The following is a 14,526-nucleotide window of genomic DNA, read 5'->3' on the forward strand; positions in this document are numbered from 1 at the left end:
ACAATTCGTCAAATAATAAAAAATAATGATTAAAGTTAACTAGAGTATTGGAAATTATAGTGACTTTAATGGTAATATTTAGGTATCATCTATTATTACAATTAGAAATATTGGAGGAATAATTAATGGCAATTTCAGCAAAACTTGTTAAAGAATTACGTGAAAGAACTGGCGCTGGTATGATGGATTGTAAAAAAGCGCTAACAGAAACTGATGGTGACATCGATAAAGCGATTGATTACTTACGTGAAAAAGGTATCGCTAAAGCAGCTAAAAAAGCAGACCGTATTGCAGCTGAAGGTTTAGTACATGTTGAAGTTAAAGGAAACGAAGCTGCTATCGTTGAAATCAACTCTGAAACTGACTTCGTAGCTCGTAATGAAGGCTTCCAAGAATTAGTTAAAGAAATTGCTAATCAAATTCTTGATAGCAAAGCTGAAACAGTAGAGGCTTTATTAGAAACTAAATTATCAAGTGGTAAAACAGTTGATGAAAGAATGAAAGAAGCAATCTCAACAATCGGCGAAAAATTAAGCATCCGTCGTTTCGAAATTAGAACTAAATCTGATAACGATGCATTTGGTGCTTACTTACACATGGGTGGACGCATTGGTGTGTTAACTGTAGTTGAAGGTTCTACTGATGAAGAAGCTGCTAAAGATGTAGCAATGCACATCGCAGCTATCAATCCAAAATATGTTTCTTCTGAACAAGTTAAAGAAGAAGAAATCAACCACGAAAAAGAAGTATTAAAACAACAAGCATTAAATGAAGGTAAACCAGAAAAAATCGTTGAAAAAATGGTTGAAGGTCGTTTACGTAAATATCTTCAAGAAATTTGTGCAGTTGATCAAAACTTTGTTAAAGATCCAGATCAAACAGTTGAAGCTTTCTTAAAATCTAAAGGTGGTAAACTTGTTGACTTCGTTCGCTATGAAGTAGGCGAAGGTATGGAAAAACGTGAAGAAAACTTCGCAGATGAAGTTAAAGGTCAAATGAAATAATCTGTCGACAGGATTTACAAGAAAGAAGACACCTTTGAGGTTTTCTATTATAAAGTCATACTTTATGTTAGAAGGCGCGTCAGTGTCTTCTTTACTTGTATATATTACATATTTTTACAATAGAGAGGAAAAAACAATGGCGCAAACTTCTAAATATAAACGTGTAGTATTAAAACTTAGTGGTGAAGCACTCGCAGGAGACAAAGGTTTTGGTATTAATCCAATCATTATTAAAAGTGTAGCACAGCAAGTAGCTGAAGTTGCTAAGATGGATTGTGAAATCGCAGTTATCGTTGGTGGCGGTAATATTTGGAGAGGGAAAACTGGTAGTGACTTAGGTATGGACCGTGGTACAGCAGATTACATGGGTATGCTTGCTACAGTTATGAACGCTCTTGCACTTCAAGACAGTTTAGAACAATTAGAATGTGACACTCGCGTGTTAACTTCTATTGAAATGAAACAAGTAGCTGAACCTTATATTCGTCGACGAGCTATTAGACATTTAGAGAAGAAACGTGTTGTAATTTTCGCAGCAGGTATTGGCAATCCTTACTTCTCTACAGATACAACTGCAGCGTTACGTGCAGCAGAAGTCGAAGCCGATGTTATTTTAATGGGTAAAAATAATGTTGATGGTGTATATTCAGCAGACCCTAAAGTAGATAAGAATGCGGTTAAGTATGATCACTTAACACATATCCAAATGTTACAAGAAGGATTACAAGTGATGGATTCAACAGCTTCATCATTCTGCATGGATAATAATATTCCATTAAATGTATTCTCAATTATGGAAGAAGGAAATATTAAACGTGCAGTTATGGGCGAGAAAATAGGTACATTAATAACTAAATAATTAGAGGTGTAATTAGTATGAGTGACATTATTCAAGACACTAAAGCTAGAATGAGTAAATCTATCGATAATTTATCACGTGAATTAGCAAATATCAGTGCTGGAAGAGCAAATTCAAATTTATTGAGTGGCGTAACAGTTGATTATTATGGAGCTCCAACTCCAGTTCAACAATTAGCTAGTATCAATGTGCCAGAAGCACGTTTATTAGTTATTTCTCCATATGATAAATCTTCAGTGGCTGATATCGAAAAAGCAATTAATGCTGCGAACTTAGGTGTAAATCCTACAAGTGATGGCGAAGTTATTCGTATCACAGTTCCTGCTTTAACTGAAGAACGTCGTAAAGAGTTAGTGAAAAATGTTAAGAAAATTGGTGAAGATGCGAAAGTTTCAATTCGAAACATTCGTCGCGATATTAATGACCAATTGAAAAAAGATGAAAAAAATGGAGACATTACTGAAGACGACTTAAGAAGTCAAACAGAAGATGTACAAAAAGCGACTGATAATTCTATTAAGGAAATTGATCAATTAGTAGAAGACAAAGAAAAAGACATTATGTCTGTTTAATGAGTTCGACAATAAATTAATTCATTTAATAATGTGTAAGTTGTATTTAAAGTATACTTTATACATTACTATAAATTATTTTAGTCTAAACTGTGCCAATTCAGACTTTGGTACAGTTTTTTCATTTGCTTATTCAATGCCATTATCGAGTATGATAAAATGATAGATGATTTCTTAAATAACTAATATAATATAATAGAGATGATCAGGCTCGGAGGAAAGACCATGTTTAAAAAGCTAATAAAAAGAAATAAGACTAAAATCAGTCAGAACGATGATTTAGATTTACATAATTTACCTGAACATGTAGCGATTATCATGGATGGCAATGGACGTTGGGCCAAAAAGCGTAAAATGCCTAGAATAAAAGGTCACTATGAAGGTATGCAAACGATTAAAACGGTAACGCGAGAAGCAAGTGATTTGGGCATTAAATACTTAACCTTATACGCTTTTTCAACTGAAAACTGGTCTAGACCTGAAAATGAAGTGAATTATATCATGAATTTGCCTGTAAATTTTTTGAAAACATTCTTACCAGAACTCATTGAAAAAAATGTTCAAATTGAAACAATTGGATTTCTGGAAGCCGTTCCTAAATCGACGATAGAAGCGATTGAACACGCAAAAGAAAAAACTAAAAATAATACAGGTTTAAAATTGATATTTGCTATTAATTACGGTGGACGTGCTGAAATTGTACAAAGTATGAAATCAATTTATGATGAACTTCAACATAACGGTCAAGGCAGTAAAGATATTGACGAATCAATGATAACCAAGCATTTAATGACACATTCATACCCAGATCCTGAATTATTAATTCGTACTTCTGGCGAACAACGTATTAGTAATTTCCTTATTTGGCAGTCTTCTTATAGTGAATTTATATTCAATGAGAAATTATGGCCAGACTTTGATGGTGAAGAATTTAAAAATTGTTTAAAAATATACCAATCTCGCCAAAGACGCTTTGGAGGGTTAAGTAAGGAGTAGCGTATGAAAGTTAGAACTTTAACCGCAATTATTGCTTTGATAATATTTCTCCCAATTTTATTAATGGGTGGAACAACACTCATGTTGTTTGCGTACTTACTCGCTTTAATTGCTTTAAAAGAACTCTTAAATATGAATATGATTAAATTACTTTCAGTCCCTGGCATTTTTAGTGCATTAGCATTAATCATTATTATGTTACCTCAATCAGCAGGTGACTGGGTTAGTGATATTCAGTTAAAAAGTTTAATCGCAATGAGTTTTATTTTATTAAGTTATACTGTATTGTCTAAGAATAGATTTAGTTTTATGGACGCAGCATTTTGTCTGATGTCAGTTGCATACGTAGGCATTGGATTTATGTATTTCTATGCAACACGTTCAGATGGTTTACATTACATACTTTATGCATTTTTAGTGGTATGGTTAACTGATACAGGGGCTTATATTTTCGGTCGTTTAATGGGGAAACATAAATTGTGGCCAGTTATCAGTCCAAATAAAACAATCGAAGGCTTTATTGGTGGCTTAATTTGTAGTTTAATAGTACCAATTGTTATGTTATGGTTTGTTGATTTTAATTTAAACATTTGGTTACTATTATTAGTAACAATCATCTTAAGTATTTTTGGTCAACTAGGTGATTTAGTTGAATCAGGATTTAAACGTCATTTTGGTGTTAAAGATTCTGGACGAATTTTACCAGGTCATGGCGGCATATTAGACCGTTTTGATAGCTTTATGTTTGTTTTACCATTACTCAATATTTTATTAATACAAATGTAGTATGATTTTAATGTTTTATTTATATATGAAAAATGTATAGTGCTATAGTTGAGGAGTTATTGAGTGCACATTTGACTAGATATAGTAGATGATGTAATTCTTAACTCCTTTTATTAAAATTAAAATTCTTGAATAATTTAACTAAATCATAGATAATCTACATCATTCTTATGAATAAAGTAGAAAATTAATTTAATTGAGGTGTAACACGTGAGTTATTTAATCACTATTGTCTCATTTATAATCGTGTTTGGTGTACTGGTTACAGTACATGAATATGGTCACATGTTCTTTGCTAAGCGTGCTGGAATAATGTGTCCTGAATTTGCGATAGGTATGGGACCCAAAATCTTTAGTTTCCGAAAGAATGAAACGTTATACACAATCCGTCTATTACCAGTTGGTGGATATGTAAGAATGGCTGGGGATGGTTTAGAAGAACCGCCAGTTGAACCAGGAATGAATGTTAAAGTTAAGCTTAATGATAAAGATGAAATTACGCATATTATTTTAGATGATCAACATAAATTCCAAAAAATAGAAGCAATCGAAGTCAAAAAATGTGACTTTAAAGATGATTTGTATATAGAAGGTATTACATCATATGACAATGAGCGCCATCACTTTAACATTGCTGAGAAGGCCTATTTCGTTGAAAATGGAAGCTTAATCCAAATTGCACCACGCCATCGCCAATTTGCACACAAGAAACCATTACCAAAATTTTTAACATTATTTGCAGGACCTTTGTTTAACTTTATATTGGCTTTGGTTTTATTTATTGCATTAGCTTATTTCCAAGGTACACCTACTACTTCAGTAGCGCAATTAGCTGATAACTACCCTGCACAACAAGCAGGATTAAAAGCTGGGGATAAGATTGTTCAAGTAGGTCCATATAAAACAAAGGATTTTGATGATATACAATCTGCTGCGAATAAAATTAAAGATAACAAAACAACGATAAAATTTGAAAGAGATAATCAAATCAAGTCAGTTGATATAACACCTAAGAAACAAGTAATTAAACAAACGAAATTAAATTCTGAAACGACATACATTTTAGGTTTCCAACCGGAAAAAGAACATACATTAATTAAACCAATAGCTTTAGGGTTTGATCAGTTTGTAAGTGCGAGTACGTTAATATTTAAAGCAGTAGGTACAATGATTGCAAGTATATTTACTGGTCAATTTTCATTTGACATGTTAAATGGTCCAGTGGGTATTTATCATAATGTCGATTCTGTTGTGAAACAGGGTGTTATTGCATTAACGTATTACACTGCACTGTTAAGTGTTAACTTAGGTATAATGAACTTGTTACCAATCCCAGCACTTGATGGTGGTCGAATCTTATTCGTACTTTATGAAGCCATCTTTAGAAGACCAGTGAATAAGAAAGCTGAAACAATGATAATAGCAGCTGGTGCTATTTTTGTCTTAATTATCATGGTTCTAGTAACTTGGAACGACATACAACGTTATTTCTTATAAATTAAGGAGGAGTAAGTGATGAAACAATCAAAAGTTTTCATTCCAACAATGAGAGATGTACCTGCTGAAGCAGAAGCATTAAGTCATCAATTATTATTAAAAGCAGGGTTAATTAAACAAAGCACAAGTGGTATTTATAGCTATTTGCCACTCGCTTCCCGTGTCTTAAATAATATTTCTAAAATTATTCGTGAAGAAATGGAACGTATAGATGCTGTTGAAATTTTAATGCCTGCGCTTCAACAAGCAGAACTTTGGGAAGAGTCAGGTCGTTGGGGTGCATATGGCCCAGAACTTATGCGATTAAAAGACCGTAATGGTCGTGAATTTGCACTAGGACCAACGCATGAGGAAGTAGTCACTTCTATCGTGAGAGATGAACTTAAGTCATATAAACAATTACCATTAACTTTATTCCAAATTCAGTCTAAATACCGTGATGAAAAGCGTCCACGTTTTGGGTTATTACGTGGTAGAGAGTTTATTATGAAAGATGCTTATTCATTCCATGCTGATGAAGCATCACTTGATGATACGTATCAAGATATGTACAACGCTTACGATCGTATATTCAAACGCGTTGGTATTAATGCGCGTCCAGTAGTTGCAGATTCAGGTGCAATTGGCGGTAATCATACGCATGAATTTATGGCGCTAAGTGAAATTGGTGAGGATACGATTGTCTATAGTGAACATAGTGATTATGCAGCTAACATTGAAAAAGCTGAAGTTGTATATTATCCAAATGAAAAACATACTGAAGTTGCAACACTTGAAAAGGTTGAAACACCTAATGTTAAAACTGCTCAAGAATTAGCAGACTTTTTAAATCGTCCATTGGATGAAATTGTGAAAACGATGATATTCAAAATTGATGGTGAATTTATCATGTTCTTAATCAGAGGTCACCATGAGTTAAATGATGTCAAAGTTAAAGCGTACTTCGGAACAGATCATGTTGAGATGGCAACTGAAGATGAAATTATTAATTTATTAAGTGCAAGTCCAGGATCATTAGGACCAATTCATGATAAAGAAATTAAAATTTACGCTGATAATTTTGTTAAAGATTTAAATAATTTAGTTGTAGGTGCAAATGAAAATGGCTACCATTATGTAAATGCCAATATTGGACGCGACTTTAATGTTGATGAATATGGTGATTTCCGCTTTATCTTAGAAGGTGAACCATTAAGTGATGGCTCTGGTGAAGCAAAATTTGCTGAAGGTATTGAAGTTGGTCAAGTATTCAAATTGGGAACAAAATACTCAGAAGCAATGAACGCAACATTCTTAGATAATCAAGGTAAAGCTAAACCATTAATCATGGGATGTTACGGTATTGGTGTATCAAGAACATTAAGTGCTATTGTCGAACAAAATAATGACGAAAATGGTATTATTTGGCCAAAATCAGTAACACCGTTTGATTTACACTTAATAACAATAAATCCTAAAAAAGATGAACAACTTGAATTAGGTAATCAATTGTATGAAACATTGCAACAACAATATGATGTACTTTATGATGACCGTAAAGATCGTGCAGGCGTTAAATTCAACGATGCAGATTTAATTGGTCTACCTATACGAATTGTAGTAGGTAAAAATGCGAGTGATGGTATCGTCGAAGTCAAAGTGCGTCAAACTGGTGAGAGTGAAGATGTTCATATAAATGATTTAAATGACTATATCGCCACATTATACAGTCAATTATAATATGGTGAGCGCTTAGACTTATGATTTAAGCGTATTAGTCATTACTGAGTTAATATAGCAATCAATGCACTAATAGAAATGAGGTTAGGACAATTTCATAGTTGTCTAAGCCTCTTTTTTATTAAAAGAATTAAACGCAGCAAATGAAATGCGTCACTCAAAGTAGTATAATAGATACCAAGTTTGTAGTTAGAACATAACATTTACGTTAAAACATAATTGAGAAAAGAGTTAAATATAAGGGTGGTTATCTGTCATGGCAATGACGAATCAAGAAAAATTTAAAGTACTTGCGGACCAAATTAAAGTTTCCAATCAACTTGATCAAACAATTATTGAACAAGGTGAATTAACGCGAGTAGATGTGTCAAATAAAAATAGAACGTGGGAATTTCAAATTACATTGCCATATTTTCTATCACACGAAGATTATTTAATTTTTACAAATGCAATTACTGAAGAATTTAAAGACATTGCCAAAGTTGATTGGCATTTTACAATTCAAGATACAAGTAACCAAGATGAACATGCCATTAAATATTTTGGTCATTGTATTGAACACACTGCACTATCGCCTAAAGTGAAAGGTCAACTTAAACAGAAACGTTTAATTATGTCAGGTAACGTGCTCAAAGTAATGACCTCAAATGACATCGAAAGAAATCACTTTGATAAAGTATGTAATGGTAGCTTAGTAAAAGCATTTCGTAAATGTGGTTTTGATATAGATAAAGTCGTATTTGAAACAGATGACTCAAGTTCTTATGATGATTTAGCCTCACTTGAAGCGCATATTCAAGAGGAAGATGAGAAGAGTGCGCGTGAAGCTACCGAAAAAATCGAAAAAATGAAAGCTGAGAAAGCGAAACAACAAGATAATAATGAAAGCAATGTTGAAAAATGCCAAATTGGTAAACCAATACAAGTTGAAAATATTAAACCTATTGAGTCAATTGTTGAAGAAGAATTCAAAGTTGCAATTGAGGGTGTTATATTTGATATTAACCTTAAAGAATTGAAGAGTGGCCGTCACATTGTTGAATTAAAAGTGACAGACTATACGGACTCTTTAGTGCTTAAAATGTTTACACGAAAAAATAAAGACGATTTAGATCACTTTAAGGCACTTAGTGTTGGAAAATGGGTTCGTGCTCAAGGACGTATTGAAGAAGACACATTTGTTAGAGATTTGGTTATGATGATGTCTGATATTGAAGAAATCAAAAAGGCGCCAAAGCAAGATAAAGCAGAAGAAAAGCGAGTAGAATTTCATTTGCATACATCAATGAGCCAAATGGATGGCATTCCTAACATAAGTGCGTATGTTGATCAAGCTGCTAAATGGGGACATAAAGCGATAGCAGTTACTGACCATAACGTCGTGCAAGCATTTCCCGATGCGCATGGCGCAGCTGAAAAAAACGGCATCAAAATGATCTATGGTATGGAAGGTATGCTCGTAGACGATGGAGTACCTATTGCTTATAAACCTACAGACCGAGATCTTAAAGAAGCTACATATGTCGTGTTTGACGTTGAAACGACAGGACTGTCAAACCAATATGACCAAATTATAGAATTGGCTGCTGTTAAAGTAAAAGATGGAGAAATTATTGATAAATTTGAACGTTTCAGTAATCCACATGAGAAATTATCAGAAACGATTATAAATTTAACGCATATTACTGATGATATGTTAACAGATGCGCCTGAAATTGATGAAGTACTAACAGAATTTAAAACGTGGGTTGGCGACGCTATATTTGTAGCGCATAATGCATCATTCGATATGGGCTTCATCGACACAGGATATGAAAGACTTGGGTTTGGCCCATCAACGAATGGTGTCATTGATACATTAGAACTATCACGTACGATTAATACTGAATATGGTAAACACGGTTTAAACTTTTTAGCTAAAAAATATGGTGTAGAACTAACACAGCACCATAGAGCCATTTATGATACTGAAGCTACGGCATATATTTTCATTAAAATGGTCCAACAAATGAAAGAATTAGGCGTAACAAACCACAAAGACATCAACCAAAAACTATCGAATGAGGATGCATATAAACGTGCACGACCAACACATGTAACATTAATTGTTCAAACACAAGAAGGTCTAAAAAACTTATTTAAGATTGTAAGTGCTTCTTTAGTTAAATATTATTATCGTACACCAAGAATTCCACGATCATTATTAAATGAATATCGTGAAGGTATCTTGGTAGGAACTGCATGTGATGAAGGTGAATTATTCACGGCTGTTATGCAAAGAGATCAGTCAGAAGTTGAAAAAATTGCTAAGTATTATGACTTTATTGAAGTCCAACCACCAAAACTTTATCAAGATTTGATTGATAGAGAGCTGATTAGAGATACAGAAACACTATACGAAATCTATGACCGTATCTTGAAAGCTGGAGAAAGTACTGGTATTCCTGTTTTAGCAACAGGTAACGCACATTATTTATATGAGCATGATGCCATTGCACGTAAAATATTGATTGCCTCACAACCCGGTAATCCTTTAAATCGCTCAACATTACCTGAAGCACATTTTAGAACAACAGATGAGATGCTAGATGAGTTCCACTTCTTAGGTGAAGAAAAAGCACACGAAATTGTAGTTAAAAACACCAATGACTTAGCAGACCGAATAGATAAAGTTATTCCGATTAAAGATCAGCTATTCACACCACGCATGGATGGTGCGAATGAAGAGATACGTGAATTAAGCTATACAAATGCTAAAAAATTATATGGTGAGGATTTACCACAAATTGTAATTGATCGACTTGAAAAAGAACTTGCAAGTATTATCGGGAATGGATTCTCAGTTATTTATTTAATCTCTCAACGTCTTGTGAAAAAATCATTGGATGATGGTTATTTAGTAGGTTCACGTGGTTCGGTAGGCTCAAGTTTTGTGGCGACGATGACAGAAATTACTGAAGTTAATCCGCTTCCACCTCACTACATCTGCCCTAATTGTAAAACAAGTGAGTTCTTTGATGATGGTTCTGTAGGTTCAGGATTTGATTTACCTGATAAAAAATGTAGTACTTGTGGTGCCAATCTTATCAAAGAAGGACAAGATATTCCGTTCGAAACTTTCTTAGGATTTAAAGGAGATAAAGTACCTGATATTGACTTGAACTTTAGTGGTGAATATCAGCCTAACGCACATAACTACACTAAAGTGCTGTTCGGAGAAGACAAGGTATTCCGTGCTGGAACAATAGGTACTGTTGCTGAAAAAACAGCGTTCGGTTATGTTAAAGGTTATTTAAATGATCAAGGTATCCACAAACGTGGTGCTGAAATCGATCGCCTTGTTAAAGGATGTACAGGTGTCAAACGTACAACTGGCCAACACCCTGGTGGTATTATTGTTGTTCCAGATTATATGGATATTTATGATTTCACGCCAATCCAATTTCCAGCAGATGATCAAAGTGCTTCTTGGATGACGACACATTTCGACTTCCATTCTATCCACGATAATGTGTTGAAACTAGATATACTTGGACACGATGATCCTACAATGATTCGTATGCTACAAGATTTATCTGGTATAGATCCAAAGACCATTCCGGTCGATGATAAAGAAACGATGCAAATCTTTAGTAGTCCGGAATCATTGGGTGTAACTGAAGAAGATATTCTTTGTAAGACAGGGACATTTGGTGTGCCTGAATTTGGAACAGGGTTTGTTCGACAAATGCTGGAAGATACTAAGCCAACGACGTTTTCAGAATTAGTTCAAATCTCAGGATTATCTCATGGTACCGATGTATGGTTAGGTAATGCACAAGAATTAATCCGAACAGGTATTTGTGATTTATCAAGCGTTATAGGCTGTCGTGACGATATAATGGTTTATTTAATGTATGCAGGATTAGAACCCTCTATGGCCTTCAAAACGATGGAGTCAGTGCGTAAAGGTAAAGGGTTAACTGATGAAATGATAGACGCTATGAAAGAGAATGATGTACCAGACTGGTATTTAGATTCTTGCTTGAAAATTAAATACATGTTCCCTAAAGCCCATGCGGCTGCATATGTATTAATGGCAGTGAGAATTGCATACTTTAAAGTGCATCATCCACTTTATTATTACGCAGCATACTTTACAATTCGTGCTTCAGACTTTGATTTGATTACGATGATTAAAGATAAAGAAAGTATTAAGAATACAGTGAAAGATATGTATTCAAGATACATGGACCTCGGTAAAAAAGAGAAAGATGTGCTTACTGTGTTAGAAATCATGAATGAAATGGCGCACCGTGGTTTCCGTATGCAACCTATTAGTCTCGAGAAAAGTCAGGCATTTGACTTTATTATTGAAGGAGATACGTTAATCCCGCCATTTATTTCTGTGCCTGGACTTGGAGAGAACGTTGCTAAACGTATTGTAGAAGCACGAGAAGATGGTCCTTTCTTATCTAAAGAAGATTTAAATAAGAAAGCTGGATTATCTCAAAAAATCATTGAGTACCTTGATGATTTAGGTTCGTTACCTGATCTACCAGACAAAGCACAGTTATCTATCTTTGATATGTAAACGAACTTATGTTGCGAACATTTGATTTCATTTCGTCAATCCTATTGACACAGTGAGTATACATTTGTTTAAGGAATTAAAGTGTGATATACTTATTGTGCGTAAAAAATTAGACTCAGGCAGAAAGAGTGGGCATATACCCGCTCTTTTCTATTTGCCGAAAAAGGAGGCCTGTATGAGTAAAATCACTGAGGAAGTAGAAACAATCATAACTCCTGTTTTAGACGAATTGAATTTTGAATTAGTAGAAGTTGAATACACTAAAGAGGGGAAAGATCATTTCTTAAGAATCTCAATTGATAAAGAAGGCGGTGTCGATTTAAATGATTGCACACTTGCCTCTGAAAAAATCAGCGAAGTAATGGATGAAAATGATCCAATTCCAGAAATGTACTACTTAGACGTTGCATCACCGGGTGCAGAACGTCCAATAAAAAAAGAAAAAGATTATCAAAATGCAATTGAAAAACCAGTGTTTGTATCATTATATGCGCCAATTGAAGGCGATAAAGAATGGCTAGGTATTTTAAAAGCTGTTAATGATGATGTAATTACGATGGAAGTTAAAGAGAAAGCTAAAACAAAACAAATTGAAATACCAAGAAATAAAATTGCAAAAGCACGTCACGCTGTTATGATTTAACGTGATGAGGAGGAATAATTGTGGCAAGTAATGAACTTTTATTAGCAACTGAATATTTAGAAAAAGAAAAGAAAATTCCAAGAGAAGTATTAATTGATGCGATTGAAGCAGCTTTAATTACTGCGTATAAAAAGAACTATGATAGTGCTAGAAACGTACGTGTAGAGTTAAATATGGATGAAGGTACATTTAAAGTTATTGCACGTAAAGATGTTGTCGAAGAAGTATTTGATGATAGAGATGAAGTAGATTTAAGTACTGCACTCATTAAAAATCCAGCTTATGAAGTTGGCGATATTTACGAAGAAGATGTTACACCAAAAGATTTTGGCCGTGTTGGTGCACAAGCAGCTAAACAAGCTGTAATGCAACGATTACGTGATGCGGAAAGAGAAATTTTATACACTGAATTTATTGACAAAGAAGACGATATTTTAACAGGTGTTATCGACCGAGTTGATCATCGTTATGTATATGTAAATTTAGGTAGAATTGAAGCGGTTTTATCTGAAGCTGAAAGAAGTCCAAATGAAAAATATATTCCTAACGAACGCATCAAAGTTTATGTTAACAAAGTAGAACAAACAACTAAAGGACCACAAATTTATGTTTCTAGAAGTCATCCTGGTTTATTAAAACGTTTATTTGAACAAGAAGTACCTGAAATTTATGATGGTACAGTGATTGTAAAATCAGTAGCTCGTGAAGCCGGTGATCGTTCTAAAATTAGTGTTTATTCTGATAATCCAGACATTGATGCAGTAGGCGCATGTGTAGGTGCTAAAGGTGCGCGTGTTGAAGCTGTAGTTGAAGAACTTGGTGGAGAAAAAATTGATATTGTTCAATGGAATGAAGATCCAAAAGTATTTGTACGTAATGCTTTAAGCCCTTCACAAGTATTAGAAGTTATCGTTGACGAAGAAAATCAATCTACTGTTGTTGTTGTTCCTGACTATCAATTATCATTAGCTATTGGTAAAAGAGGTCAAAATGCACGATTAGCTGCGAAATTGACTGGATGGAAAATTGACATTAAATCTGAAACTGATGCGCGCGAAGCGGGAATTTATCCTGTGATTGAATCAGAAGCATTAGCAGATGATATTGTTTTATCTGATTCTAATGATGAAGATATTGAAATTGATGATGTAGATTTAGAAGAATCGAATTTAACTACTGCAGAATTGGCTGCAGAAATCGATGAACCTTCTGAAAATACTGATGAAGTAGACAGTGAAGACAAAGACGTATAAGCAAATAATTGGGGTGAGTAATTAAGTGAAGAAGAAAAAGATTCCAATGCGCAAATGTATTATTACAAATGAAATGCGTCCCAAGAAAGATATGATTCGCGTTGTTATTAACAAAGAAGGCGACATTTTTGCTGATGGTACTGGCAAACAACAAGGTAGAGGCGCTTATGTTTCAAAAGATGTGCAAAGTGTAGAAGCAGCTCAAGAAAAGGGCGTACTTGAAAGATATTTCAATGCAGATTCTGCAAAGCTAGACCCTGTTTATAAAGAAATTATACGTTTGATTTATAGAGAAGAGATTCCTAAATGAATAAAGAACAAATTTTAAATTTTTTAGGTTTAGCAATGAGAGCGCGTAAAGTGAAATCTGGCGAATCTGTATTGCTTACTGAGATTAAGAAAAATAATATTAAACTTGTTATCATGGCATCGGATGCCTCAGAAAACACTTTGAAAAATATAAAAAATAAATGTGAAACGTATCGTGTCCCGTTTAGGATTTTTAGTACAAGAGCAGAATTAGGACAATCTTTAGGTAAGTCGGAACGTGTAAACATAGGAGTTATAGACTCTGGGTTTGCGTCTAAGCTTACGTCGATGATAGATGAATATTGTAAGGAGTGA

At 34.0% G+C, this 14,526-nt stretch carries 12 protein-coding genes; all 12 read left to right on the forward strand.

Features of this window, described 5'->3' with window-relative positions:
* Positions 1 to 125 precede the first annotated feature (125 nt).
* The 12 genes from tsf to KA858_RS03785 all read left to right on the forward strand — a co-directional run bounded on the left by tsf (position 126) and on the right by KA858_RS03785 (position 14,526).
* A complete protein-coding gene (tsf, locus tag KA858_RS03730) occupies positions 126 to 1,004 on the forward strand; it encodes a translation elongation factor Ts (RefSeq protein WP_107630029.1) in 879 nt (292 codons plus the stop codon).
* 136 nt (positions 1,005 to 1,140) lie between these two features.
* Positions 1,141 to 1,863, forward strand: a complete 723-nt coding sequence (gene pyrH, locus KA858_RS03735) for a UMP kinase (protein WP_053029298.1) — start codon at positions 1,141 to 1,143, stop codon at positions 1,861 to 1,863.
* A gap of 17 nt (positions 1,864 to 1,880) precedes the next feature.
* Positions 1,881 to 2,435 (forward strand): ribosome recycling factor, encoded by a 555-nt coding sequence (gene frr, locus KA858_RS03740; protein ID WP_107630028.1) that lies wholly within the window; start codon positions 1,881 to 1,883, stop codon positions 2,433 to 2,435.
* A 225-nt stretch (positions 2,436 to 2,660) separates the two neighbouring features.
* Positions 2,661 to 3,431, forward strand: coding sequence for an isoprenyl transferase (locus KA858_RS03745; protein ID WP_070855529.1), 771 nt, complete (start codon positions 2,661 to 2,663; stop codon positions 3,429 to 3,431).
* A 3-nt stretch (positions 3,432 to 3,434) separates the two neighbouring features.
* Positions 3,435 to 4,217, forward strand: coding sequence for a phosphatidate cytidylyltransferase (locus KA858_RS03750; RefSeq protein ID WP_053029303.1), 783 nt, complete (start codon positions 3,435 to 3,437; stop codon positions 4,215 to 4,217).
* 210 nt (positions 4,218 to 4,427) lie between these two features.
* Entirely contained in the window at positions 4,428 to 5,714 is a 1,287-nt protein-coding gene (gene rseP, locus KA858_RS03755) for an RIP metalloprotease RseP (RefSeq protein WP_210135037.1), read from the forward strand.
* A gap of 18 nt (positions 5,715 to 5,732) precedes the next feature.
* On the forward strand, positions 5,733 to 7,433 hold the full coding sequence (locus tag KA858_RS03760; RefSeq protein WP_210135038.1) for a proline--tRNA ligase: 1,701 nt from the start codon (positions 5,733 to 5,735) through the stop codon (positions 7,431 to 7,433).
* 256 nt (positions 7,434 to 7,689) lie between these two features.
* Positions 7,690 to 12,006, forward strand: coding sequence for a PolC-type DNA polymerase III (locus KA858_RS03765; RefSeq protein WP_210135039.1), 4,317 nt, complete (start codon positions 7,690 to 7,692; stop codon positions 12,004 to 12,006).
* 175 nt (positions 12,007 to 12,181) lie between these two features.
* Positions 12,182 to 12,649, forward strand: a complete 468-nt coding sequence (gene rimP / locus KA858_RS03770; protein ID WP_107630025.1) for a ribosome maturation factor RimP — start codon at positions 12,182 to 12,184, stop codon at positions 12,647 to 12,649.
* Positions 12,650 to 12,669: 20 nt separating this feature from the next.
* Entirely contained in the window at positions 12,670 to 13,902 is a 1,233-nt protein-coding gene (gene nusA / locus KA858_RS03775; RefSeq protein WP_210135040.1) for a transcription termination factor NusA, read from the forward strand.
* Positions 13,903 to 13,927: 25 nt separating this feature from the next.
* Complete coding sequence (rnpM, locus tag KA858_RS03780) at positions 13,928 to 14,212, forward strand: RNase P modulator RnpM (RefSeq protein WP_053029323.1); 285 nt, start codon at positions 13,928 to 13,930, stop codon at positions 14,210 to 14,212.
* Positions 14,209 to 14,526 (forward strand): YlxQ family RNA-binding protein, encoded by a 318-nt coding sequence (locus KA858_RS03785; protein WP_107630023.1) that lies wholly within the window; start codon positions 14,209 to 14,211, stop codon positions 14,524 to 14,526. Before rnpM ends, KA858_RS03785 begins: the two co-directional genes overlap by 4 nt.

Source organism: Staphylococcus sp. GDX8P80P (assembly GCF_017893095.1).
GTDB lineage: Bacteria > Bacillota > Bacilli > Staphylococcales > Staphylococcaceae > Staphylococcus > Staphylococcus borealis.

Coding starts and splice junctions, on each gene's coding strand:
- tsf (WP_107630029.1), top strand. CDS start 126: ATGGCAATTTCAGCAAAACTTGTTAAAGAATTACGTGAAAGAACTGGC.
- KA858_RS03760 (WP_210135038.1), top strand. CDS start 5,733: ATGAAACAATCAAAAGTTTTCATTCCAACAATGAGAGATGTACCTGCT.
- KA858_RS03745 (WP_070855529.1), top strand. CDS start 2,661: ATGTTTAAAAAGCTAATAAAAAGAAATAAGACTAAAATCAGTCAGAAC.
- pyrH (WP_053029298.1), top strand. CDS start 1,141: ATGGCGCAAACTTCTAAATATAAACGTGTAGTATTAAAACTTAGTGGT.
- rimP (WP_107630025.1), top strand. CDS start 12,182: ATGAGTAAAATCACTGAGGAAGTAGAAACAATCATAACTCCTGTTTTA.
- KA858_RS03765 (WP_210135039.1), top strand. CDS start 7,690: ATGGCAATGACGAATCAAGAAAAATTTAAAGTACTTGCGGACCAAATT.
- KA858_RS03785 (WP_107630023.1), top strand. CDS start 14,209: ATGAATAAAGAACAAATTTTAAATTTTTTAGGTTTAGCAATGAGAGCG.
- frr (WP_107630028.1), top strand. CDS start 1,881: ATGAGTGACATTATTCAAGACACTAAAGCTAGAATGAGTAAATCTATC.
- KA858_RS03750 (WP_053029303.1), top strand. CDS start 3,435: ATGAAAGTTAGAACTTTAACCGCAATTATTGCTTTGATAATATTTCTC.